The following is a 24,012-nucleotide window of genomic DNA, read 5'->3' on the forward strand; positions in this document are numbered from 1 at the left end:
TTAGGGTTCGACGTCACCTGACTGGAAGGCAGCAAACATGCACATCCGCCCCCACCTGCGAGGCGTCGCGGTCCTCGCGGCCGTCGTCCTCGCCGCGACCTCCTGTGGCTCGCGATCCGAGAGCCCGGCCGACACGCTGCGCATCGCCGGACCGTTCGAGCTGCACAGCCTCGAGTCGTCCGCGGACGGCTACTTCTTCACCCGGCTCCAGGTCACCGAGACCCTGGTGACCGCCGACATCGACGGTGCGCTCGCACCCGGCCTGGCCACGGCGTGGACAGCCGAGGACGACAACCGGACCTGGACCTTCGACCTGGTCGAGGGCGCCGAGTTCCACGACGGCGAGCCGATGACCGCCGAGAACGTCGTCGCCGTTCTCGAGAAGGTCGAGGCCGAGGCCGCCAGCCCGCTGGCCGACGTCGGCGTCGAGGCGATCCGCGCGGAGGGCGGCTCGGTGGTGATCGAGCTCGCTGACTCCTACGTCTCCCTGCCCGCGGTGCTCAGCCACTACAGCACCGCGATCCTGGCCCCCTCGGCCTACGACGAGGAGGGGAAGGTCGAGGACGTCATCGGCACCGGGCCCTACCGGATCGAGACGATCCAGATGCCCTCCCGCATCGAGACCGTACGTGTCGCCGACTGGCGAGGCGAGGAGCCCGACGTGGAGAAGGTCTCCTTCCAGGCCGTCGGCCGCGCCGAGAGCCGCGCGGTGATGGCCACCAGCGACCAGGCCGACGTGGTCTTCGGGCTCGAACCGGCCGGTCGCGAGCGGGTCGAGAAGACCGACGGCGTGGACATGATCTCGACCCTGCAGCCCCGCACGATCCACATGAAGATGAACGCCGGTGACCCGGCGCTGAAGGACGTACGCGTCCGGCAGGCGATCAGCATGGCGCTGGACCGGGAGGCGATCGCCGAGGCGGTGCTGAGGGAGAAGGAGCTCGCCGCGACCCAGCTGATGCCGCCGACCCTGAAGGACTGGGATGCCGACCTCGACCCGCTGACCTACGACACCGACGGTGCCAAGGCGCTGCTGGCCCAGGCGGGCTGGAAGGCCGGCGTCGACGGCACGCTCACGAAGAACGGCGATCCGCTGCGGCTCGAGCTGCTGACCTACCCCGACCGGCCCGAGCTGCCGGCGCTGGCCACCGCCATCCAGGCCGAGCTCGCCAAGGTCGGCGTGCAGGTGGACGTCGAGGTCTCCAACTCCAGCGAGATCCCGGCCAAGCACGCCGACGGCACCCTTCAGATGGCGCTCGTCGCCCAGTTCTTCGCGTTGGTCACCGACCCGCTGCCGACCGTCGCCGACACCTTCGGCGAGGGTGGGTCCGACTGGGGTGCGATGGGCTGGAGCGACCCCGCCGTCGCGGAGGCCGTGGCCGCGCTGACGACGGGAGCCGAAGGTTCCGAGGGCGCCGCCCACCGCGAGACGATCGTGCGGGCGGCTCAGGAGCAGCTGCCGCTGGTCCCGGTCGCGTGGTACCGGATGAACGCCGCGGTCAGCGACCGGGTCGACGGGTTCGTCCTGGACTCCCTCGAGACCACCTGGCGGATCACCGACGTCGAGCTGGCGTCGTGAGGGCGCGGGTCGTCGGGGGCGTCCTCGTCCGGCGGGCGGCGCAGGCCGTCACGGTGGCGGTCGGCGTATCGGCGCTCTGCTTCGTGATCACCCAGCGGTTGCCGGGGGACATCGCCTACCGGATCGCGGCGGGGCGCTACGGCTACGACATGGTCGACGCGGCCGCGGCAGCCCAGGTGCGCGACGAGCTGGGGCTCGACCAGCCGTTGTGGCAGCAGCTCGGCGCGTGGGTGGTCGACCTCCTCCAGCTCGACCTGGGCCGGTCGCTGGTCACCTCCCAGCCAGTGCTCGAGGAGGTCGGGTTCTACCTGGCGGGCACGCTGCAGCTCGCCGGGCTCGCGATCGTCATCGCAGTCGTCCTGGGTGCCGGGATCGGGGTCGTGGCCGCCCGCCGGCCGGGCGGGATCGCCGACCGGTTCGCGTCGCTGTGGGTCGCCGGCGTACGTGCCGTACCACCGTTCCTGCTCGGGCTGCTGCTGATGATCGTGCTCTCCGCGCAGCTGGGACTCTTCCCGGCGGTCGGGCACGGCGGCGGGAGCATCGTGCTGCCCGCGCTGACCCTGGGGCTCGGACTCTCCGGGCTCATCGCGCGAGTGACCAGGGACGCCGTCGTGGAGGTCCGCGGCTCGGCGTACGTGGAGTTCGCCCAGACCAAGGGACTGGCCGAGAGGTGGGTGCTGGTCAGACACGTGGTGCGCAACGCGGCGGTCGTGCTGGTGCCGTACCTCGGGGTGCAGTTTGTCGTGCTGATCGAAGGAGTCGTCGTCGTGGAGAGCCTCTTCGCCTGGGACGGGCTGGGCCACTCGCTGGTCCACGCCGTCTTCTGGCGTGACATCCCGGTGCTGCAGGCGTCCGCGCTGGTGCTGGCGCTGCTGATCGTCCTGGTCAACACGCTGGTCGACCTGGCCGTCGCCTGGCTCGACCCGCGGCCGCGGGGACGGGCGGTGATGGCATGAGCATGCTGATGCTGGAACAGACGATCGGGAAGCGGCCGCAGCGGTCGTGGAGCCGGATCGCCGCTGTCGGCGGGCTCGTCCTGATCGGTGTGTTCGCGCTGGTCGGGCCGCTGGTGCTGCCCGACCCCGCGAGCCAGGACCTGGCTCGCTACCTGCAGCCGCCGTCGCTGTCGGACCCGCTCGGGACCGACGACTACGGGCGTAGCGTCGCCTCCCGGGTGGCGCACGCCACCAGGGTCTCGCTGCTGCTCGCGCTCGTGTGCGTGGCGACCGCGCTGGTGCTCGGCTGTGTCGCCGGGGTCGCCTCGGCCTGGTTCGGCGGCTGGGTCGACGCGCTGCTGCGCTCGGTCTCGGAGGCCTTCGTGGCGGTACCGGCGCTCCTCGTGGTGCTGTTGGTCTCGGCGCTCGCCGCGCCCGGGAGCATGGTGGCGCTCTATGTGGGGCTCGCGCTGGTGCAGTGGGTGGAGTTCTTCCGGGTGGTGCGGGCACGCAGCGCACTGGTGCTCGGCTCACCCGCGGTGGAGGCGGCGGGTTTGCTGCAGCTCGGCTGGACCCACGTCGTCCGCCGCCACCTGTGGCCGGCGCTGCGCCCGCTGCTCGTGACGCTGGCCTCGCTCGGCATGGTCACCTCGATCCTGGCGATGTCGACGCTCGGCTTCGTCAAGGTCGGTCTCCAGCCGCCACGCGCGGAGCTGGGCCTGATGATCACCGAGTCGTTCCCGTTCTACGACGCGGCGCCGTGGATGCCGCTGGCCCCGGTCGGGGTCCTGTTCCTGCTCACCGTCTGCCTGCTCGGACTGCGATCCCCGGAGGAGGGGCGATGAACCTGAAAGCCACCGGAGTGGTCGTACGGACCGGATCGCTGGTCCTCGCCGACGTACCCGAGGTGCGGATCGAGGCCGGGCGTGCGCTCTCGATCGTCGGCGAGAGCGGCTCGGGCAAGTCGGTGCTCGCCCACGCGCTCATGGGTACGCTGCCGCCCGAGCTGGCTGCGGTCGGGTCGCTGACAATCGGGGACGAGTCCTTCGACCTCGCCGACCGGGTTGACCGGGGTGGCCGGCGGAAGCTGTGGGGTCGCGAGGTCGCTCTGCTTCCGCAGGAGCCCGCGCTCGCGCTCGACCCGACCATGCGGGTACGCGCCCAGGTCGCCGAGGGCGCGCCGGGCTGGTCGCCCCGCAGCGTCTCCGCAGCGCAGGCGGCTGATCACCGGCTGGGCCAGGTCGGGCTGGCCGGCTCGGGCGGTGCCTACCCGCACACCCTCTCGGGCGGCATGGCCCAGCGGGTGGCGTACGCCGCGGCGACCATCGGCGGGGCCAGGCTGCTGATCCTCGACGAGCCGTCCAAGGGTCTCGACCGGGCCTCGGTCGACCAGCTCGCCGACCTGCTGCTCGGCCACATCGACGAGGGCGGCCTGCTTCTCACCATCACCCACGACCTGCGCCTGGCCCGCCGGCTCGGGGGAGAGGTGATGGTGATGCGCGAGGCGGCCGTGGTCGAGTCCGGGCCGGCTGAGGAGGTGCTGGTCGCGCCCACAGGCGACTACACCCGGCGCCTGCTGGCCGCCGAGCCCTCGCGCTGGGACCACCCCTGGATGCGGTCGCGGGCGCCCGGCGGGAGCGAGCTCCTGGTCGGCGCCTCGGGCCTCGCGAAGGCGTACGCCCACGGGCCGGTCTTCGAGGGCCTCGACCTCGAGATCAGGGCCGGTGAGCGGGTCGCGATCACCGGGCCCAGCGGTGCGGGCAAGACGACGCTCGGCAACGCGCTGCTCGGGCTGACCCGGCTCGACGCGGGGTCGGTGACGTACGGAGAAGGGGTGGGCCGGGGAAGGCTGCAGAAGCTCTATCAGGACCCGGCGCTCTCCTTCCCGCAGCAGGTGAGCCTGAAGAAGGCGCTCGGCGACGTGATGCGTCGCCATGGTGTCGGCGAGGCGGAGGTGCGTGCGTCGCTGGAGCGGCTCGGTCTGCCGTACGAGATCCTGCGCCGCCGGCCGGGGCAGGTCTCCGGCGGTGAGCTGCAGCGGATCGCGGTGGTGCGGGCGATGCTGACGCGTCCTGCGCTCGTCTTCGCCGACGAGGCCACCTCGCGGCTCGACCTGGTCACCCAGGAGCAGACCGTCGACGCGCTGATGAGTGAGATCGACGAGAGCGGGGCCGCGCTGCTGCTGGTCACCCACGACACCGACCTGTCGGCTGCCGTCGCGGACCGGGAGGTCGCGCTCTGAGAGCGCTCCGCTGAGGACGATCCTCCGAGAGCAGTCGTCAAATAAGGGAAAGGCCGGGTCATGACGACCCGGCCTTTCTTAGGTGTCCAGGGACTCAGCCCTTGGCGACCCGCTCCTTGAAAGCGGAGCCGGCCTTGAACGCCGGGCCCTTCGAGGCCGGGATCTTGATCTCGGCGCCGGTCTGCGGGTTGCGGCCGGTGCGAGCCGAGCGCTCGCGCGACTCGAACGTACCGAAGCCGGGCAGCGTGACCTTGTCGCCGTTGGCAACGGCCGCGCTGATCGCCTCGATGGCGGCACCCAGGGCGGCGGAAGCCTGCGTCTGGGTGATCTCGGCCTGCTTGGCGATTTCGCTCACCAGGTCGGTGCGGTTCATGCGATCTCCTTTAATCGTTGATCAGAGCCGCAAAGGTTGACGAGATGCGGCTCGTCGCCAGCGTAGGCCAGTCCTACGGATCTTCAACCTTCACGCGCCGCGTGTTCCGCGTGGTTACGGGCTCTGCGGGGGTTCGGAGCGCCTTCTGAGGCCTCGCGGGAGCTCATCTCGACCACCCGGTCCATCCGGGCGAGAGTCTGCGGACGGTGGGAGACGACCAGCATCGTGGCCGGAAGGGTGCCGAGCAGGTCGGTGACCTGCCGCGCGGAGGCCTCGTCGAGGTCGGCGGTGGGCTCGTCCAGCACCAGGATCCGCGGACGCTGCAGAACGGCGCGCGCCAGCCGCAGTCGTGCCCGCTGTCCACCGCTGAGGCGGAGTCCGCCCTCGCCGATGTGACTCTCCGCCGTGACCGTGTCGGCGAGACCGAGCCGGGCCAGCAAGGCCTCGATCTCGGCGTCGGTCGTCGCGGGACCGGCGATCGCGTCGCGTACGGTGCCCGAGAAGAGTGCGCCGTCCTGCTCGACCGTGGCCAGCGCGGCCCGAAGCGCGGCGTCATCGACGGCCGAGATCGGTACGCGGCCGCCGGCCGGGTCGGTGAGCTCGACGGTCCCGGTGTCGGGGTCCCAGAGCCGGCTGGCCAGCGCCACGACGGTGGACTTGCCCGCGCCCGAGGGCCCGCGGAGCCCGACGTGCTCCCCTGGCGCGAGGGTGATGCCGAACCCGTCCAGCACCCGCCGGTCGTCGTAGCCGAAGCCCACCTCGCTCATCCTGAGGCCGAGCGGCCCCTCGGGAAGGGGCGCCTGCGGGGTGTCGCGGGTGAGCACGGACCGGCGGGCGAGCTCGGTGCCGACCCGGGCGGCGGCCGCGCGCAGCGCGGGCAGGCGGGCGCAGGTCGCCGCGGCCTCGGCCACCGGGGCGACGGTCGCGAGCGCGAGGACGACCAGGGCGGCGACGTGCTCGGCCGCGAGCTCACGGCCGAGCACGCTGACCAGCACGCCCACACCGGCGAGCGTCACCGCCGCCTCGCGTGCTCCGGCGAGCAGGCGATGGGTGGTCTCGAGCCGGCCAGCGGCCCGGGCGGCCTCGGCACCGGTCTCCCTGATCTGGCGGCGGACCGGTTCGTGGATGCCGTAGCCCAGCACCTCGCGGAGGCCGCCGAGCACGTCGACGACACGGTCGGAGAGGGCGCCGGTCGCCTCGACGACCTCGTGTCCGAGGGCTTCCAGGCGGCGCCGGCCGAGCGGGACGGTCGCGAGCACGAGCGCGAGCGCTGCGAGGGTGACCAGCGCGAGCACGGGCTCCACGACGGTGAGGAGGACCAGTCCGAGAAGCGCGTTGACCGCCGCCGCCACGAGCTGAGCCACGGTGTGGGCGTAGAAGAACTCCAGGCGCTCGGTATCGGCCATCGCGGTCGAGGCGGCTCGGCCGACGTTCTCGCGGCGCCTGGTCGGCAACGCGACCGCGTAGCGGTCGAAGAGCGCCATCCGGAGCCGGGCGAGCACGCGGAACGCGAGCGCGTGGGAGGCATCCATCTCGCCCCAGGTCAGCAGCGCTCGGAGGATCACCAGGCCGGCCAGCAGGGCCCAGAACCAGCCCGGCGGGGCGTCGCGGAGGACGACGGCGCGCCCGACGGCGGCGGCGAGCAGCACCGAGATCGCCCCCAGGCACACCTGGCTGACGACCACCAGCACGGTCGTGGCGACGATGGCGCGGCGCTCGCCGCCGAGATGACGGAGCAGCCCGGTGAGCGGCCGAGCGGGGGCCGGCGCGGTCATACGTGGCTCCCGTCGAGCAGCGGTGTCAGTCGGCCGTGGCTGAGCTCGAGGATCCGCTCGACCCCGTCGAGCGACTCCTCGCGGTGGGCGACGACGATGACGATGCGGTCGGCGGAGAGCCGTGCGAGCGTTGCGGTGACGGTGCGTGCCGAGGCCGGGTCGAGGGCGCTGGTGGGCTCGTCGGCGAGGAGGACGGGGCGGTCCGAGAGGACCGCCCGGGCCAGCGCGATCCGCTGGCGCTGACCACCCGAGAGGCTCGCTCCGGCGCTGGCGATCGGCGTGTCGAGACCGGTGGGGAGGGTGCGTACCTCCTGGTCGATGCCGGCGGCCGCGCACGCCTCCCACAGGTCGGTCTCGCTCGCGTCCGGGCGGGCGACGCGGAGGTTCTCGCGCACGGTTCCCTCGAAGAGCACGGGTCTCTGCGAGACCACCGCCACGTCGGACGTACGCACCGGGCGACCGTCGAGCAGGACCTGGCCGCCGGTGGGGGTGAGGTGGGTGAGGACCAGGTCGAGGAGGGTGGTCTTCCCGGCGCCGCTCGGGCCCACGACTGCGGTGACGGTGCCGGGCTCGAAGCGCTCCCGGACGTCCTCGAGGATCGGCGGCCCGTCGGGGTAGGCGAACGAGACGTCGTCGAGGACGAGCGCCGCGGTGGGCGACGCGGTCCGGTCCGCCCCGGCCGGGCTGGTGCCCGGGCTGTCGTGGTGCTCGCCGACGCCGAGCCTGCGGAGCGCCGGGACGGCGGAGGTCCCGAGATAGCCCGCGTGCCAAGCGCCGGAGAGGTCCCGGATGGGCCGGAAGACCTCGCTCACCAGCATGAGCGCCAGGTAGAGCTCGGCCGGCGGCACCCCCGTCCCGGTCACGCTCGCGACCAGCGCGAGACCGGCAGCGGCGACGGTGCCGCCCTGGACGGCGAGGTCGATGAGCGCCGTGTCGAGCAGCGAGGTACGCATCACCCGCACCGTCGCGCGGTGCAGCTCCTCGCTCCGGCGGGCCATCCGGGCACGGGTCTCCGCGACCCGCCCGAGCAGGCGCAGGGTCGCCATCCCGCGCAGGGCCTCGAGCAGGTCGGAGCCGAGGCCCTCGTAGGTGTCCCAGTGGTCGTCCGAGCGTCGTCGCATGAGGCGCTTCCACAGCAGCGGCGCGGTCAGCGCGCCGGCCGCGGCCATTCCGGCAGCGAGCCCGGCGAGCGGATGCACGAGGATCAGCAGGACCGTCACCACCGGGATCAGCACGAAGGCCTGGGCGAGCGCCGGCAGGTAGCGGGTGACGTACGCGTCGACCCCGTCGACCCCGTCGACGAGCGCCGTCCTCAGACCCCCGTCTCGCCGGCCGGGGTCGTGCAGGGCCTCAGGGACCAGCACGCCTCGCAGCGCCTCGTCCCGCACCCCGAGGCGTACGTCCTCACCCAGCCGCGCCGCGGCGGTCGCCTGCACCCAGGACATCAGCCAGCGCACCGCCACGATCCCTGCGATCCACAGCGCTGCCGTGACCGCACGGTCGTCGTCGTGATCGACCACCGCGAGGAGTCCCTGGGCCAGGGCATAGGCCTGCGGGAGGTAGGTCGCGGTCATCAGGACCTGCAGCCCGACGGTGGCCGCGGCCGGGGCCGGGTGTCGCAGCGCGGTGCGCAGAAGCAGCGTGTCCACCATCATGTGGCGGCTCCGTTCTCGAGGATGGCGATGGCATGGACCAGCGGCTGCGCGGCCATCGGGGGTGTGCAGAACCCGGAGACGGCGCGGACGCCATGGCCTCGGGCGGTCAAGGAATAGGTGTGGCGGGCGGCCTGGCGATGGATCTGCCACAGCCGGGTGTAGCCGGTGGCGTCGAGCCGTGGCGGACGCGGCCAGCCGATGACGCGGTCGGCGCCGAGCACCCAGGACTGGCCGCTCTGCCGCGCGACCTGGGTGCCGGGCGGGGTTCCGGAGGTCTGGGCGCGGCGCTCCTGGAAGCGATCCAGCCCAGGGCTGCGCCGCGAGCAGAGGGCGGCGGAGGCGAGCTCGTCGAGGTGCGGGTCGCGCGGCAGTCGGATCCGCGCCAGGGCGATCTCGGGCACGAGGCCGCGCTCGAGCCACCATGCGGCCTGCGCCGCTCGGGGCAGGCCGAGGGCGCGACGGGCGGCGGCGAGGTCGGACCAGTCCTCGGGCAGGCTGGCATCCGGGACCAGCAGGAGCAGCGCCTCCAGCGCGTACGCCGCATCAGCGACCCACAGCGGCCATGCCCGGTGACGGTAGCGGCCGAAGGTGCGTCCCGGCTGGACCGTGAGGACGATCTCGACCTCGTCCGGTGCGAGCCCGCTCGGTCCTCGCGGATCGGAGCGACGGACGAGCGTCTCGGCCGACGGGTCGTAGACATAGCGGCCGTCGCCGAGCGGCCGCCCGTGGCCAGGAGGCACCACCAGGTGCCACTGCACTGGATAGGCGCCACCCGCCGAGGGGACCGCCCGGCGCGGGAGCGTCGTCGGGGTCCCGTCGGCGCGCGGATGGCGACCGCGTGCCCGCCACAGCCGGTGGATGGCCGTCGCTGCCGTGCCGCTGATCTCGACGAGCTCGCCGGGCCAGCGGTTCGCGCGGGGACCGGGAGGCAGCGGCTCGCCCGGGAGGTCGGGCGAGAATGCCGTCGCGAGGAGCGCGGCGCTCGAGGTCATGTCGCGTCTCCGGATCACATGTGGGGCGGCGGGCACAGGGCCAGCGGCTCATCGAGATCGACCGGGTCCCAGCCGCGGCGCCGGGCGGCCTCGCCGAAGCGCGGCATCCCGAGGTAGCGGAAGGCAGCCGGGGCGTTGGGCACCAGTCCGGTGACGAAGGTGCGTACGACTCGCAGCGGAGTCTGTGCCACATCCCGTGTCGTGAGATCCCGGGTGATGACCCGATGACCGCCCTCGTGCAGCCGGCGGCGCACCTCGGCGACGTCGGTGGCGGCGACCTCGGAGATCGGGACGGTGCCCAGCGTGGGCGCCGTGAACCGATCGGCGAGCCGGTGCACCCGCGGATCGAGCCAGACCTGGACATGGGCACCGAGATCGCGTACTCGGGCGAAGTCAGGCCCCGCCGAGTCCAGGTAGCGGCGGTCCTCGCGATGGTCGAGGTAGAGGCCCGGAGCCATCAGCCCGGCACGTACGGCTTGGAAGACCCAGCCGTCGGCGTCACGGCAGCCGAGCGTGTAGATCCACGTGTGGACCGCCTCCAGCACCGCCTTGCGCGCGGCCCGGACCGGGTCGGTGGACGCCGAGAAGCCGGCGGCGTAGACGCCCGTGTCCCGGTCGCGCACGAGGGCGGCCATCGCCGGTGCGAGCTCGGTGGGCATCCGGACGACGTGTACGTCGAGCGGCGCGCCCTCCAGATCGGCGCTCAGTCCCGGGACCGAGCCGGGGTCGATCCCCTGGGCCGGTCCGCCGTGGTGCCACCACACCTCGAGGGCGTCGCGCTCCACGACCTCGAGAAGACCACGGTCGTGGGCGTCGGCGGCGCCCTGGCCGGTGGCGATGCCGGCGTAGTTGAGGTGGAAGACGCGGTCCAGGTGGGCGAACCGCCGCTGGCGCCAGTTGAGCCCGATGAGGGCGTGCGGCATCCAGATGTCGGTCGCCGGATCGGCCCAGCCCTCGGCCGGCTGTTCCTGGCAACGGCTCCACAGCGTCGGCAGCTCGTCGTCGAGCGCGCGATAGGGGAAGTCGGGCCGGGTCAGCTGCGCCGTGCTCCAGCGAGGGAGGTCGTCGAGCTCGATGACGCGCAGGCCCTTCTCCCGCAGCTCGGCCGCGGTGCCGGTCCGGTGGTCGGCGGGGTCGAGCCGGTCGGGGATGAAGTTGCCGCAGTAGCGCTCCACCCCCTCCGCGATCGCCGCGATCCGGGCACCCGCGACATCGCCGAAGGTGGTGCCGAGCGAGACCCGGTCGGCCGGCCAGTCGCCGAGCCAGCGCGCATCGGAGACCTCGGCGGTCAGCGAGGTGTAGCGCAACGGCGCCCGTTCGGGGCGCAGCACCTCCCGCACTTGCCGGATCAGTCCGGTCTCCTTGTCGACCAGACGCTCGACGTCCAGCGGTGGCATCGCTGACCTGGTCATGCGTGTCCTCTCTCGGTTGTCGGCACGGTCGTGGCGAGCCGCCGCTCGGACCAGGCCCGGGCGGCGACATCGAGCCGTAGCTCCTGCCCGGGAGCGGGCTCGGCGTGGGTCAGCCAGCGCAGGATCATCCGGCCGGGGGAGCCGGCAGCGTCGTACGCCGCCCGCAGGGCGGGGTCCGTGGTACCGATGCCGAGGTCGTGGCCCCAGGGGCCGCTGACCAGGGCGCTGCCGCCCCCGCTGCGGGCACCCCACCCGGCGGCCAGCCGGCGGGCGTACGCGTCGAACGGGTCGGCGTCGCCGGTGACGACCAGCAGCGGCGCGGTGACGTCCCCGAAGTGGTCGGGAAGATCGAGCGGCGGGGTGGTCCACAGCTCGCGGAACGCGTCGAGACCTGCCGGGTCCCAGCCGAGACGGGCCGCGGCTGCCATCGGTCCCTCGCGGTCGGCGACCGCGGCCGCGGCCCGCAGGGCGGACGGGTCCAACGCCGTCTCGTCCTCGCGCGCGAACCCGTGGATCGCCCACCAGCCGAGCCGGTCCAGATGCTGCGGGATCCCGTCGGCCGAGTAGGCGGTCTCGTACGCCCCGAGGGCCGGCACCACGGCGACCACGCGGCTCACCCGAGCATCCGTGCGAGCGGTCTCGAGGGCGGTGTGGGCGGCATAGGAGGCGCCGTAGGTCACTACGGGTGTTTGCGGGCAGCGCTGGTGCAGAGCATCGACCGTGTCCGACCCGTCGCGGGCCTCGGCGACATAGGGCCGCCAGGTGCCGGCGGAGGAGTAGCGGCCGCGTACGTCCTGGACCAGGCAGTCGAAGCCGCGACGCGCCAGCGATCTGGCCAGCGGCAGGTGCGCGCGGGCGTCGTACGGCGTCCGCACGAGCACGACCGCACGTGCGGCGCCGGCCGAGCGGACCAGCCAGCCGCCGAGGACGACGCCGTCGCGGGTGGTGACCGGGAAGGGTCTGGCCTGCGAGTCGGTCACCGCGCGGCCTGCGGGCGCGGCGCCGGTTCGTCGAAGCCGAGGACGGTGTGGGTGCGTTCGCGCAGGCCGTCGCCGACGACGCGCAGCAGGCGTCGGTGCTCGACGAGTGCGGGGTCGTCGGCGGCCCAGTCCTCCAGGATGGCCAGGCAGCGAGCGACCGTGAGGGTCAGCGTCGCGCGGCGGAGCGGCCGTGGGTCGCGGTGGCCGCTCGCGAGCCACGAGGAGAGCTCGGGGGCGGCGGGGGAGGCGGCCAGCCGGCGGCGGTCGACCTGGTCCGGGGTCGCCTCGCTGCCGTCTACGACGAGCGGGAAGATCAGCATCCGGCCGCCTTCGCGCCGGCCGCGCAGCAGCACTGCTCCGCCGGCCAGGAGGTGCTCGAGAAGCTCGTCGAGCTCGGCGTCCTGGCGCTGCGGGACCTCGCGTACGTCCACGACGGCATCGGTGTGCGGAGGCGTACGCGCCCCGTCGTCGCGGACGACCTCGGCGCCCGAGCGCGCGAGCTCGGCGGCGAGTGCCCGGCCGAGCCGTCCGCGGCCGAGGACGAGGATGCGGCGCCGGCCCTCGGGCCATCGTGAGGCCAGGGCTCTCCGGTCGCGCTCGAGCGCGGCGCGGCGTACCCGGAGCAGGTAGCGGTAGGTCGGCACCCGGCCTGGGCCGGGTAGGTCGTGCAGCCTGAGGAAGTCGCCGGAGCCGGTACGCAGCGCCGGCATGTCGGTCGAGAGGCGGACCTCGCCGCGGGCGGCGGGGAGTGGGCGCCAGTCGTGTCTGGGGTACATCGGGTCTCCTGGCTGCTCGGTGGTCATGGTTCGGACAGGGCCGGGGGCGCCGGGCTCGTCAGCCCGGCACCCCCGCGATCAGACGGTGGCCAGGTCGCCCGAACGGCACTGAGTGCTCACCCGTCGGCGATCAGTCGAAGGGGTTCTCGACCAGCGCGTTGGAGTGGGTGGCGGAAAGGTGCGCCAGCTGCTCGGTGTCCTCGATCTCGCTCACGATGTCGTTGTTCATCGGTCGTCTCCTCTGTCGGATCGTTCGGCCCGGCGTCGCCGGGGCCCGCTGGTGCGGACAGCGGCAAAACGTATATGAGAATCATTCCCAATACCAGTAGTGTGTCCGACCATGAGCCCCACACTCGTCCTGGCAGACCATCGCGCCGGCCGCTGGCAGACCTCCCAACCCGGTGATGCGCCCGGCCCGTGGTCGACGGCGACGCTGGCCGAGCACGCGGGCGTCCTCACCCTCCCGGCGGGCGCCCCGGGCGGGGCCCGGACGGTGTTCGCGGACGACGCGGTCGGCACGCTCGTGGTGATCGACGGCGCAGGTCAGGCGCGGAGAGTGCCGATCGCGATCCCCGCCGAGCACCTGGCCTGCGACCCCACGGGGCGCTACGTCGTCGTCACCACCGGCCTGGGCGCGTCCTGGGATCCGTGGAGCGATCTGGTCACGGTCGTGGACCTGGCCGACCCGAGCGGCACCACCGCCGTGCGGGTGCGGGTCCGCACCGGCGAACCGGGCGTCGTGATCGTTCCGGATGCCGGAACAGGAGAGCCGATGGTCGTGCTGCGTCACCGCGAACCCGGGGAGGCGGAGGTCATCCCGCTGCGCGACCTGCTCCGGGCCGGGCCGCACTGCCCGGTCGTACGCGGCGAGCGCCTCGAGCTCGAGGGCGACCTCGGGCACGGCGACGCCGCCGACCAGCGGTCCGGAGTCGTCCACCTGTCCACCGAGGTGGGCATCGAACGACTCCGGGTCACTGATGGTCGGCCTGAGCGCCTGAAGACCTGGCCGTGGCCGGTGCCCGGACGGGCGTACTTCCTCCGGCTCGACCCGGCGCTGGGGATCGTCTGCTCCGTACGTGGAGCCGATTCCGACGCCGAGCGGTGGCACACCTGGACGAACCATCTGGTGCGCTGGAGCCTGGACGGAGCGGCCGAGGTGACCCGGACCGGTGACGGGTTGGTGTTCCGGCCCGACGCCACCGGTGGAACGGTCGCCTGGACGGTCGTGCATCCCGACGGCGACCGGCTGGCGATGCTCACCGACGGCCGGCTCACCGAGGTCGAGCTCCCGCCGATGAGCGCGGCCCCGCGTCCCGGTGTCGCGCCATGGGATCCCGTCGGGGACAGGTCCGCACAACGGCGGGCGTTGGCGCTGGTATCCAGCGGCCTGGCCGCGGTCACTCGCGGAGGCGACGGGGAGCTCCACCTCGTCCGCCGCTCGGGCATCGAGTCGACCGTCGACCTGGGAACCCCCTGTGACGAGGGCGGGCACCTGGCCGTCATCAGGCCGCCCGAGACCTGGGTCGACGGGGTGGGACGGTGAGACGCGCGAGCGTGCGCGACGCGCTGCGTCGTGCCGATCGGTCCGGTCGTCCCGGACTGCCGCTGGGCCGCTTCCGGCTCTCCCGGCGCTCCGGGGACCTGCTTGCGGTCCTGGTCGACGAGGACGGCGGGCTCGTCTTCGACCCGGGCGTCAGGATCCAGGGCTTCGCGCCGTCGCCGGACGGGCACCTGGTCGCTCTCGAGGTCAGCGACGACGGCTCCGAGAACGGGCGCGTGGTCGTCGTGGACACGTCCTCGCGGACCTCGACCGAGCTCGACGCCGTGACGGTGCGGCACACGCGGATGGCCTGGGCCGGTAGGGACCTGTTTCTCGTCGACACCCTCGGCCGCTGCCTGCAGGTACGGCGTGGCGAGCCGCCACGGACGCTGTTCACCACCGCTGCCGGCGAGCGCGCGACGCCGGTCGGCGTCGGCGGTACGATGCTCGTCGCCCGGACCGACGAGGCGCGGACCCGGCTGGTCGGCATCGATGGCTCGGAGATCCTCGAGCTCCCCAGGGTCCGGAGCGTCAGCGCCGCGGCGGCCACGTTGCTCGCGGTGACCGGCGACGAGCTGGTGAGTCTCCGGGAGCCTGGAGGGGCACCAGCACGATGTCGGCTGGAGACCCTGCCCGGAGTCCCGGTCCACGCCCAGGCGGTTCCCGGCGGCTGCCTGGTCCACCTGGTCCGGGACGGGCACTCCGTGGTCGTCCGCCTCGCCGCCGATGCCGGAGTCCTCGCGCCGACGCAGACCGTCGCCATCTCGGAGCAGCAGGACGTACGTACCGTCTCCGGCCTCTCCTGGACGCAGGACCGCGCCTGGGTGCGGATCGAGTCACCGGCTGCGGCGCCGCGGGTGATGCCGCTCGAGCAGGCGGCACGCTCGACGAGCGAAGGCCCACGGTCGCGGCTGACCACCGTGACCGCGGAGGACGGGGCCGAGATCGAGCTGATCCTGACCGGAGAGCCCGGCGGCCCGACCCTCCTGGAGGTCTACGGCGGGTTCGGGATCGTCGATCTCCCAGCCTTCGAGCCGTCGGCCGCCGCCTGGTGCGACCTCGGCGGGCTGCACGTGACCGCCCGGCTGCGCGGCGGAGGCGGGGTGGGCACGACGTGGCACACCTCGGGGCAGGGCGCGGGCAAGACGCGTACGGTCGCCGACGCCGTCACCGTCGCCCGCGAGCTCGTCCGCCTCGGCCTGACCCGGCCGGAACAGCTGGTGCTCGCCGGGGCCTCGCTCGGCGGACTGGTCGCCGTCTCCGCGGCGCTCGCCGAGCCGGGCCTCGTCGCCGGGGTCGCCTGCACGGCCGCGCCGCTCGACCCGCACCGCATCGGCGAGCACCCGGGCGCGCGGCACTGGGTCGAGGAGTTCGGGGACCCGAGCGACGCGGCGGTGCGCGCCGCCATGGACGACTACTCGCCGTTCGAGCGTGCCCGTCGGTTCCCGGGCGGACGCTGGCCCCGCTTCCTGCTGACCACCTTCGCCGAGGACTCCCGGGTCGCGGCGGCGCCCACCGACCGGCTCGCGGCGGCGCTGACGGCTCGCGGCGCGGAGGTCGTACGCAGCCACCGCCCCCGGATGGGCCACGGCGGCAACCACCTCGACGCCGTGCACGACTTCGCCGCCTCTGTCCTCGACTTCGCCCTCGACTCAACCCACGTCTCCACAGGAGTGTGATGACCCCCACCGATACCTCCGTGACCACCGACGACATCTCGCCACCGGTGCTCTCGCGGCCCGGCCCCATCCCGGTGCCCGCCTCGATCGCCCGGCGCAGATGGCGCGCCCGGGTCCTGACCATCGGGCTCGCGGCCGCCCTCCTCGTCGTCATCGCGCTGTCCGCGTCGTCGGGCACCGTCGACCTGAGCGCGCTCGACGCCGCCAGGCTCGTCACCGGGCACCTGCTGCCCGGGATGCCGTGGATGAGCGACGGCACCTACACCGTGCTGCAGGACCAGGTGGTGTGGCAGTTCCGGCTGCCACGTGCGTTGCTGGCGGCCCTGGCCGGAGCGGCGCTGAGCCTGGCCGGGGTCTTCATCCAGGCAGTCGTACGCAACCCGCTGGCCGAGCCGGCGATCATCGGCGTCTCCTCGGGAGCCGGTGTGGGCGCGGTCTCCGTGGTCGTCCTGGGAGCGACGGCGGTCGGGGCCTGGATCGGCACCGCGGCGTTCCTGGGAGCCGCGGTCGCCACCGCGGCGGTGTTCTGGGTGGCGTACAAGAACGGCAGCATCGCCCCGCAGCGCCTGGTGCTGACCGGGGTCGCGCTGGGCACGTTCTTCAGCGCTATCACCAGCTATCTCACGCTCACGACCGAGGCGCAGAACGTCTTCAGCGTGATGTTCTTCCTGCTCGGCTCGGTCTCCGCCGCGACGATGACCGATCTGGCCGGTCCGCTGGTTGCCCTGGTGGTTGCGCTCGGCGTCTCGATCACGACCGGGCGAGCCGTGAACGCGCTCCAGGTCGGCGACGAGACGGCCACGGCGCTGGGGGTCCGGGTCAACCGGCTGCGGTCGGTCCTGCTGCTCGCCGCCGCGCTGCTGACCGGCACCGTCGTCTCGGTCGCCGGCGGCATCGGCTTCGTCGGTCTGGTGGTCCCGCACATCGCCCGGGTACTGGTCGGCTCCGACCACCGGCGGATCGTTCCGGTGGCGGTGTTCGGCGGAGCCCTGTTCCTGTGCGGCGCGGACCTGATCGCCCGGACCGTATCGGCACCCGCCGAGGTGGCGCTGGGCATCATCACCGCGCTGATCGGGGTGCCGTTCTTCCTGTGGCTGATGCGCGGACGGGCCGCCGACGAGCAGGGGATGGCGCGATGAGGCTCGAGACCCTGGACCTCACCCTGCACCGGGGCAGCCGCGAGGTCGTCACCGCGGCCTCGGTCGTGGTCGAGCCGGGGGAGGTCCTCGGCCTGCTCGGCGCCAACGGCAGCGGCAAGTCGACCATCCTTCGAGCCTGCTTCGGCGCCCTCCGGCCGGCCTCGGGCCAGGTCCGTCTCGACGGGACCGACGTCGCCACGATGAGCCGGCGCGAGATCGCGTGCCGGGTCGCGGTGATGGCCCAGGAGCCGCCGGACGAGTTCGGGCTCACCGTCGCCGAGAGCGTGCTGCTGGGACGTACGCCGCACCGCGGGGTGCTCGGTCGCGACAGCCCCGAGGACTGGCGGGTGGTGAGCCGGGCGATGGAGCTGGCGGGCGTCTCCACGCTGGCCGACCGGCCGGTCCACCGGCTCTCGGGCGGTGAGCGGCAACGTACGTTGCTCGCCCGGGCGATCGCCCAGGAGGCCGAGCTGCTGCTGCTCGACGAGCCGACCAACCATCTCGACGTCTCCTACCGGTTCGAGCTGATGCACACCGTCGCGGAGCTCGGGATCACCACCGTGGTCGCGCTGCACGAGCTCGACCTGGCGCTGGCGTACTGCGACCGGGTCGCGGTGCTCGACCGCGGACATGTCGTCGCGCTCGGGAAGCCCGCGGACATCCTCACGCCCGAGCTGGTGCGCGAGGTCTTCGGTGTGGAGGCGAGCCGGATCACCGATCCCGAGGCCGGCACCCCACACCTGCTCCTGCGCGGGACGTCCGCGCGGGTTCGAGAGAGGAACACATGAACACCACCCCACTGCTGCGCACCGTCCCGGTGGCAGCGCTCACGCTCCTGGCAGCGACCGGATGCGGCGGCACCGGCGTCCAGAGTGACGCCGCGGCGAGAGGCGAGGCCGCCGAGGGCTATCCGGTGACCGTGGAGAACTGTGGCCGCGAGATCACGGTCGAGTCGGCTCCGAAGCGCATCGTCGGGCTCAGCCCGGCCCAGACCGAGCTGCTCGTACGCCTCGGGGTCGCCGACCGGCTCGTCGGCCAGGCGCAGACAGCCATGCACGAGCTCCCCGCGGACGTCGCGGCGGACGCGAGCGATGTGCCCGAGCTGAGCACGGACGCGCCGCCGGCCCGCGAGCAGCTCCTCGACGTACGGCCCGACGCGGTCGTCGCCCCGACCGAGTACGAGTTCACCGCCGAGCAGGGTTTCGCCACCATCGACCAGCTGACCGACGCCGGGGTGACCACCTACGTCGCCGCCGGCGGCTGCCCCGAGCGCCGTTCCACCGGTGAGGTCACCGACCTGTTCACCGACCTGGAGGCACTCGGCAGCATCTTCGGGGTGTCGGGCGCCGCCGACGAGCTGGTCGCCGAGACCCGGGGCGACCTCGAGGCGGTCGAGAAGGCCGTCCAGGACCGCCCGCGGCCCACGGTCGCCCAGCTCTTCGTCGAGGGCAAGACGCTCTCCGCGATCGGCGCCGGGGTGGAGTACGACATGATCGAGCGCGCCGGCGGCGAGAACGTCTTCAGCCCGGACGAGGAGCTCTTCGCCCAGTTCTTCTCCGCGGTCGTCTCCCCGGAGGAGGTCGCCGCGCGCAACCCCGACGCCATCGTGTTCGCCGTCCGGGAGCCGTCCGAGGCGGGGCGGGTCGAGGCGTACCTGCGCAAGACCTTCCCCGACGTCACCGCCGTCAAGGAGGACCGCTTCATCGCCCTGCGCACCCCGGACACGTTCCCGGGCACGCTCGGCAACGTCACCGCGGTGCGGACGATCGCGGAGGGTCTGCACCCCGACGCGTTCTGACCCTGATCGACGCCGTCTGCCGGGTCGTCCTCGGGGGACGTCCCGGCAGCCGGCTGTCCAGGTCTACTCGCGGGCGAGAAGCCGCCAGCCCTCGGCCTGCGTACGTTCGCGCCAGAAGTCCAGATAGCGCCCGCCGTGAGCCAGCAGCTCGGCGTGGGAGCCGCGCTCCACGATCCGGCCGCCGTCGAGGACGACGATCTGGTCCGCGGCGACGACGGTCTGGAGGCGGTGGGCGATGACGATGACCGTACGGTCGGCGGAGAGCGCGGTGAGCGCCGCCTGGACCGCGGCCTCGTTCTCGGCGTCGAGGGCGGCGGTCGCCTCGTCCAGCAGGACGACGGGGGCGTCCTTCAGCAGCGCGCGGGCGATCGAGACCCGTTGCTTCTCACCGCCCGAGAGCGTGGAGCCGGCCTCGCCGATCCGGGTCTGCCAGCCGTGGGGGAGACGGTCGACGATGTCGTCGACCCGGGCCAGCCGCGCGGCCTCGCGCAGCTCGCCCTCGGTGGCGTCGGGCCGCGACATCATCACGTTGTCCCGCAGGGTGCCCTCGAAGAGGTAGACGTCCTGGAAGACGATCGAGACGCGCCGCATCAGCGCCTCGGTGCCCAGATCGCGTACGTCGACCCCACCGAGCATCACCGAGCCCGACGTCACGTCGTGGAACCGGGCGACCAGGCGCAGCAGGGTGCTCTTCCCGGAGCCCGATGGTCCGACCACGGCGGTCAGCGAGCGTGGCGGCGCGGTGAGGGAGACCTCGTCGAGGACCCGGGTGGTGCCGTTGTAAGAGAAGGTCACGTCGCGCAGCTCGATGCCGCTGTCGGCCGGCTCGGCCGGCGTGGACGGCTCGGGGAGCGGCTCGAGGTCGAGCACGTCGAGGACACGTCGCAACGAGCCCTCGGCGATCCGCAGCGCGCTGGAGAGCTCGCCGTAGTCGATGAGCGACTCCACGAACCGCACGGTGAGGACGAGGAGCCCGATCGCCGTGGCCGGCGCGAGTGTGCCACCGAGACTGAGGTGGACGGCCAGCGCGATCACCAGGGTGAGCAGCGCCTGGATGGAGAGCAGCTGGATCCCCAGGCCGCCGAACCCGGTCACCAGCAGCCGTCGCGACGCCCGCTTCTGCTCCCGCAGCGCGTTCTCGACCAGCTCGTTGCCGTGCACGGTGCGGCCGAAGACCCGCAGGGCCGGCTGGTTGAGCGCGAACTCGACCACGCGCGCCGAGCCCTCCGCCATCGCGGCGTCGTAGGCGCCCTCGCCGCGGCCGACGATCGCCGCCAGGAGCCGGGTGGTGGCCAGCACCGCGACGACTCCGACAAAGAGCGCGAGCGCCAGGCGCCACTCCAGGAACGCCATCGCGACGACCACCGTGACCGGGCTGACGACGGCGGCGATCAGCGGCCGCAGCAGATGTCCTGGCACCGAGGCGATGTCGGTGGCGCCCTTGGACGCCATCCGGGAGAGCTGCCCGGTGCGGTCCTGGTCGTACCAGCCCAGTGGCAGCCGTACGGTGTGGTCGCCGAGCCGGGTCAGGGTGATGTCGAGCAGGTCGCAGGCGAGGTCGTAGCCGTCCAGGTTGCCCACCGTCAGCGCCACATGGTGGGCCACGAAGAGGCCGGCGAGCACGCCCAGCCAGGTGGATGCGGCGTCCCAGTCCTGGCGCAGGGCGGCGTCCAGGACCGGCACCACACAGGCGAAGGCCAGGCCCTGGAGTACGCCGGTGGTGACGAACATCGCCACGACGCGGGCGAGCTGGCGCCGATGAGCGTGATCGAGGAGGTCGGCGAGCAGGCGGACGATGGTGATCATGCCGGCTCCTCCTGGACCCAGCCGCCGACCGGGTGGGCGCGCTGGTCGGCGGCCCAGAGCCGGGCGTAGCGCCCGCCCCGGGCGAGGAGCTCCTCGTGGGTGCCGCGCTCGGCGACCCGGCCCTCGTCGAGGACCACGATCTGGTCGGCCGCGGTGACCGTCGAGAGCCGGTGCGCGATCACCAGCAGCGTACGTCCGGCGACGAGGCGCGACAGTGCCCGCTGGACGAGCGCCTCCGACTCGGGATCGGCTGCCGCGGTGGCCTCGTCGAGGACGAGGATCGGGGTGTCGGAGAGGAGGGCGCGGGCGATCGCGACCCGCTGCCGCTCGCCGCCAGAGAGCTGGGCGTCCTCACCGACGACCGAGTCGTAGCCTCGCGCGAGCTCGTCGATGCGGCCCGCGATCTGCGCGGCCTCGGCCGCGCGGCGTACGTCCTCGTCCGGTGCCTCGGGATGAGCGAGCCGGATGTTGTCCCGGATCGAGGTACGCAGCAGCCCGGTGTCCTGGAAGACGAAGGAGACCTGCTCGTAGAGCTGTGCGCTCGTCATCTCGCGCAGGTCCACCCCGGCGATCGTGATCCGGCCGGCGGTGGGGTCCGCGAAGCGGGGCAGCAGCTTGGCCAGGGTCGACTTGCCAGAGCCGGAGTGGCCCACGAGCGCGGTCACGGTGCCTGGTTCGAGGACCAGGTCGATGTCGTGGAGCACCGGCGGCGCGCCGGGCGAGTAGGCGAAGGAGACACCGTGCAGCTCGACCCGGGAGGAGTCCGGGGCCGGGCACGGGGCCGCCGGCTCCGGGAGCTCGGGCTCGGCCAGCAGGCGCTGGATGCGCCGGGCGGCCTCGGTGGCCTCGCGCAGCTCGCGGGCGGCATAGCCGGCGACGGTGACCGGCGCGGTCATGGCCAGGCCGAGGACGAGGAAGGGAACCAGGTCGGGCCCGGTGATCCAGTTCGCGCGGAGCATCCAGACCCCGGCGCCGAGGACGAGCATGAGGGTCAGCGCCGGTGTCAGCGCGAGCTCCATCAGCAGCATCCCCAGGGCGGAGTGTCGCATCCAGGCGCGGTTGAACCCGCCGAACCGGGTGGCGACCTCGGCCAGGCGGCGATGCGCCTGCCCGGTGGCGCCGAAGGTCTTGATCTCCGCGATCCCGCCGGTGTTCTCGACCGTGGCCGCCGCCAGCTCGGCCAGTCCGGCGTCGTAGTCACGGTAGAGCGCTGCGGCGCCCCGCATCGAGGTCCGGAACCCGACCAGCCCGAGCGCGAGCGGGACCAGGGTGACCAGGGCGAGCGGCGGGGAGACGATGAAGAGATAGCAGGCCACCACGGCAGGCAGCGTGATCGCCGCGGTGAGCTCCATGACCGAGTGGGCGACCAGGTGGTGCAGCGCGGCGACGTCGTCCTGCACCGCCTTCTTCACCGTGCCGGAGTTGCGTTCGGTGAACCACGCCAGCGGCACCCGGCCGAGCCGGGCGACCAGCAGCCGGCGCAGGTGGATGGAGAGGTCGAGGTCGGCGACGTGGGAGAGCCACGACGAGCCGAGCACCGTCGCCAGGCGCACCAGCAGCGCCGCCACGCTCACCCAGACCACGACCCACGCGCGGTCGGCATCGACATCGGCGCCGGACGCCGCGGGCAGCAGGATCCGGGCGAGCTCGACGATCCCGACCAGCGGCACCAGCCCGGCGACGGTCGAGACGACCATCAGCACCAGGCTGGCGATCAGCCTTCCCCGGACAGGACGAAGCGTCTGGAGGAGGGGGGAGCGAGCCAACTGTTGTCCTGCCGAGATCGAGGGGTTGCTGCGTACGAGATCTTCGGCGTCAGCCGCCGTGGCCGGTGGGGGCGAGCAGACGCTCGAGCTCGTCCTCCTTCTCGGTGGGCACGACGAAGAGGAGCTCGTCGCCCTGCTCGAGAGGCTGCTCGGGAGTGGGCACGTAGACCTGGCCGTCGCGCAGGAGCGTGACGAGTGCGCAGTTCTCCGGGAACGGCACGAGGCCGGTGGGCTTGCCGACGTAGGGGGAGTCGGCAGGCAGGGTGATCTCGACCAGGTTGGCCTGGCCCTGCCGGAAGGTGAACAGCCGCACCAGGTCGCCGACGGTGACGGCCTCCTCGACGAGCGCGGACATGATCCGCGGGGTGGAGACGTTGACGTCGACGCCCCAGGCCTCGGTGAAGAGCCACTCGTTGTTGGGGTGGTTGACCCGGCCCACGGTGCGCGGCACGCCGAACTCGGTCTTGGCCAGCAGCGAGCAGACCAGGTTGGCCTTGTCGTCACCGGTCGCGGCGATCACCACGTCGCAGTTGTCGAGCCTGGCCTCCTCGAGCGAGGAGAGCTCGCACGCGTCGGCGAGCAGCCACTCCGCGTCGGCGACCCGCTCGGGCTTGATCGAGCCCGGGTTCTTGTCGATGAGGAGCACCTCGTGGCCGTTGGTGATCAGCTCACGTGCGATGGACCGGCCGACGGCTCCGGCCCCGGCGATTGCGACGCGCATCAGTGGTCACTCCTGTCGTCCAGGGCCGTCGCGAGCGTCGCTCGGTGCGTGCGCTGGCAAGGCGCCGCCGCGAAGGCATACCGGGGTTGTCTGTCGAGCGGCGGCAACGCCGCCAGCGTGCGTGCCGAGCGACGCGCAGCAGGGCCTGGTGCGGCAGGAGTGACCACTAATCTTCCTCGGGGCCGTTCTTGATGGTCTTGTACGCCTGCGCGGTGTTCTCCTCGCGCATGACGATGTGGAGCACGTCGCCCTCCTGGATGACGCTCTCGCGGACGGGGATGATCCCCTCGCCGAGCCGGTCGATCCAGGCGATGCGGCTGCCGGACTGGCGCTGGAACTTGATGGTCCGCTCGCCGACCCAGGGCTCGGGCATGATGACCTGGTCGATGCGGATGTTGCCCGACATGTCGCGGAAGTCGGGCTCGGCGCCGGCCGGCAGCAGCCGGCGGAGCACCTGGTCGGCGGTCCACTTCACCGTCGCGACCGTGCTGATCCCGAGGCGCTGGTAGACCTCGGCGCGGCCGGGGTCGTAGATGCGGGCCACGACCTGCTGGATGCCGAACTCCTCGCGCGCCACCCGGGCGGAGATGATGTTGGAGTTGTCACCGCTGGAGACCGCCGCGAACGCCTCGGCGCGCTTGATGCCGGCCTTGAGCAGCACCTCGCGGTCGAAGCCCATCCCGGCGACCTTGTCGCCGTTGAAGCCCGGTCCCAGCCGACGGAACGCATCGGAGTTCTGGTCGATGACCGAGACCGTGTGGTTGCGGTCCTCGAGGCTCCTGGCCAGGGTCGAGCCGACGCGGCCACAGCCCATGATCACTACGTGCACCGTGTCATGATTGCA

Annotated in this window: 21 protein-coding genes; 9 read left to right on the forward strand and 12 right to left on the reverse strand. The window is 73.0% G+C overall.

Annotated elements, in window-relative coordinates; translation table 11 throughout:
- Nucleotides 1–37 precede the first annotated feature (37 nt).
- From ACW14X_RS27765 to ACW14X_RS27780, 4 genes are read left to right on the forward strand one after another with little or no spacing between them, the layout of a single operon-like run.
- Nucleotides 38–1,579: an ABC transporter substrate-binding protein gene (locus ACW14X_RS27765; RefSeq protein ID WP_457163996.1), complete on the forward strand. Its 1,542-nt coding sequence runs from the start codon at nt 38–40 to the stop codon at nt 1,577–1,579.
- Nucleotides 1,576–2,535: an ABC transporter permease gene (locus ACW14X_RS27770; RefSeq protein ID WP_201451002.1), complete on the forward strand. Its 960-nt coding sequence runs from the start codon at nt 1,576–1,578 to the stop codon at nt 2,533–2,535. The genes ACW14X_RS27765 and ACW14X_RS27770 overlap by 4 nt, the downstream gene beginning before the upstream one ends.
- Nucleotides 2,532–3,359 (forward strand): ABC transporter permease, encoded by an 828-nt coding sequence (locus ACW14X_RS27775; protein WP_457163997.1) that lies wholly within the window; start codon nt 2,532–2,534, stop codon nt 3,357–3,359. Before ACW14X_RS27770 ends, ACW14X_RS27775 begins: the two co-directional genes overlap by 4 nt.
- Entirely contained in the window at nt 3,356–4,756 is a 1,401-nt protein-coding gene (locus tag ACW14X_RS27780; RefSeq protein ID WP_457163998.1) for an ABC transporter ATP-binding protein, read from the forward strand. Before ACW14X_RS27775 ends, ACW14X_RS27780 begins: the two co-directional genes overlap by 4 nt.
- 94 nt (nt 4,757–4,850) lie before the next feature.
- On the opposite strand, the gene ACW14X_RS27785 is transcribed toward ACW14X_RS27780, so the two are convergent.
- The 8 genes from ACW14X_RS27785 to amiA all read right to left on the reverse strand — a co-directional run bounded on the left by ACW14X_RS27785 (nt 4,851) and on the right by amiA (nt 12,948).
- Nucleotides 4,851–5,129 carry an HU family DNA-binding protein gene (locus tag ACW14X_RS27785; RefSeq protein WP_160023086.1) on the reverse strand — a complete coding sequence of 93 codons (279 nt, stop codon included), beginning with the start codon at nt 5,127–5,129 and terminating at the stop codon, nt 4,851–4,853.
- Nucleotides 5,130–5,212: 83 nt separating this feature from the next.
- A complete protein-coding gene (locus tag ACW14X_RS27790) occupies nt 5,213–6,904 on the reverse strand; it encodes an ATP-binding cassette domain-containing protein (RefSeq protein ID WP_457163999.1) in 1,692 nt (563 codons plus the stop codon).
- A complete protein-coding gene (locus tag ACW14X_RS27795) occupies nt 6,901–8,559 on the reverse strand; it encodes an ABC transporter ATP-binding protein/permease (protein ID WP_457164000.1) in 1,659 nt (552 codons plus the stop codon). Before ACW14X_RS27795 ends, ACW14X_RS27790 begins: the two co-directional genes overlap by 4 nt.
- Entirely contained in the window at nt 8,556–9,551 is a 996-nt protein-coding gene (locus ACW14X_RS27800) for a hypothetical protein (protein ID WP_457164001.1), read from the reverse strand. The genes ACW14X_RS27795 and ACW14X_RS27800 overlap by 4 nt, the downstream gene beginning before the upstream one ends.
- Nucleotides 9,552–9,565: 14 nt before the next feature.
- The gene (locus ACW14X_RS27805; RefSeq protein WP_457164002.1) at nt 9,566–10,963 is read right to left on the reverse strand and encodes a YcaO-like family protein; all 1,398 of its coding nucleotides are present in this window, start codon (nt 10,961–10,963) and stop codon (nt 9,566–9,568) included.
- Nucleotides 10,960–11,943 carry a CocE/NonD family hydrolase gene (locus ACW14X_RS27810; RefSeq protein WP_457164003.1) on the reverse strand — a complete coding sequence of 328 codons (984 nt, stop codon included), beginning with the start codon at nt 11,941–11,943 and terminating at the stop codon, nt 10,960–10,962. The genes ACW14X_RS27805 and ACW14X_RS27810 overlap by 4 nt, the downstream gene beginning before the upstream one ends.
- Nucleotides 11,940–12,719 carry a hypothetical protein gene (locus ACW14X_RS27815; RefSeq protein WP_457164004.1) on the reverse strand — a complete coding sequence of 260 codons (780 nt, stop codon included), beginning with the start codon at nt 12,717–12,719 and terminating at the stop codon, nt 11,940–11,942. The genes ACW14X_RS27810 and ACW14X_RS27815 overlap by 4 nt, the downstream gene beginning before the upstream one ends.
- A 130-nt stretch (nt 12,720–12,849) precedes the next feature.
- Nucleotides 12,850–12,948, reverse strand: coding sequence for a streptamidine family RiPP (gene amiA, locus ACW14X_RS27820; protein ID WP_241248494.1), 99 nt, complete (start codon nt 12,946–12,948; stop codon nt 12,850–12,852).
- 111 nt (nt 12,949–13,059) lie between these two features.
- Between amiA and ACW14X_RS27825 the strand changes: the two genes are divergently transcribed.
- Genes ACW14X_RS27825 through ACW14X_RS27845 form a run of 5 tightly spaced genes read left to right on the forward strand, consistent with a single transcriptional unit; the run spans nt 13,060 to nt 18,875 of the window.
- The gene (locus tag ACW14X_RS27825) at nt 13,060–14,262 is read left to right on the forward strand and encodes a hypothetical protein (protein ID WP_457164005.1); all 1,203 of its coding nucleotides are present in this window, start codon (nt 13,060–13,062) and stop codon (nt 14,260–14,262) included.
- A complete protein-coding gene (locus tag ACW14X_RS27830; protein ID WP_457164006.1) occupies nt 14,259–15,938 on the forward strand; it encodes a prolyl oligopeptidase family serine peptidase in 1,680 nt (559 codons plus the stop codon). Before ACW14X_RS27825 ends, ACW14X_RS27830 begins: the two co-directional genes overlap by 4 nt.
- Nucleotides 15,938–17,077, forward strand: a complete 1,140-nt coding sequence (locus ACW14X_RS27835; protein WP_457164007.1) for a FecCD family ABC transporter permease — start codon at nt 15,938–15,940, stop codon at nt 17,075–17,077. The genes ACW14X_RS27830 and ACW14X_RS27835 overlap by 1 nt, the downstream gene beginning before the upstream one ends.
- Nucleotides 17,074–17,865, forward strand: a complete 792-nt coding sequence (locus tag ACW14X_RS27840; protein WP_457164008.1) for an ABC transporter ATP-binding protein — start codon at nt 17,074–17,076, stop codon at nt 17,863–17,865. Before ACW14X_RS27835 ends, ACW14X_RS27840 begins: the two co-directional genes overlap by 4 nt.
- Nucleotides 17,862–18,875, forward strand: a complete 1,014-nt coding sequence (locus ACW14X_RS27845; RefSeq protein WP_457164009.1) for an ABC transporter substrate-binding protein — start codon at nt 17,862–17,864, stop codon at nt 18,873–18,875. Before ACW14X_RS27840 ends, ACW14X_RS27845 begins: the two co-directional genes overlap by 4 nt.
- A gap of 63 nt (nt 18,876–18,938) precedes the next feature.
- Here the strand turns inward: ACW14X_RS27845 and ACW14X_RS27850 are convergent, their stop codons facing one another.
- The 4 genes from ACW14X_RS27850 to ACW14X_RS27865 form a co-directional block, all read right to left on the reverse strand.
- Complete coding sequence (locus ACW14X_RS27850) at nt 18,939–20,681, reverse strand: ABC transporter ATP-binding protein (RefSeq protein WP_457164010.1); 1,743 nt, start codon at nt 20,679–20,681, stop codon at nt 18,939–18,941.
- Nucleotides 20,678–22,378: an ABC transporter ATP-binding protein gene (locus ACW14X_RS27855; protein WP_457164011.1), complete on the reverse strand. Its 1,701-nt coding sequence runs from the start codon at nt 22,376–22,378 to the stop codon at nt 20,678–20,680. Before ACW14X_RS27855 ends, ACW14X_RS27850 begins: the two co-directional genes overlap by 4 nt.
- A gap of 118 nt (nt 22,379–22,496) precedes the next feature.
- Complete coding sequence (locus ACW14X_RS27860) at nt 22,497–23,168, reverse strand: potassium channel family protein (RefSeq protein WP_091041412.1); 672 nt, start codon at nt 23,166–23,168, stop codon at nt 22,497–22,499.
- Nucleotides 23,169–23,334: 166 nt separating this feature from the next.
- Nucleotides 23,335–23,997, reverse strand: coding sequence for a potassium channel family protein (locus tag ACW14X_RS27865; protein ID WP_160023110.1), 663 nt, complete (start codon nt 23,995–23,997; stop codon nt 23,335–23,337).
- Nucleotides 23,998–24,012 lie beyond the last annotated feature (15 nt).

The sequence above is a fragment of the Nocardioides sp. YJ-D4 genome, assembly GCF_054031495.1.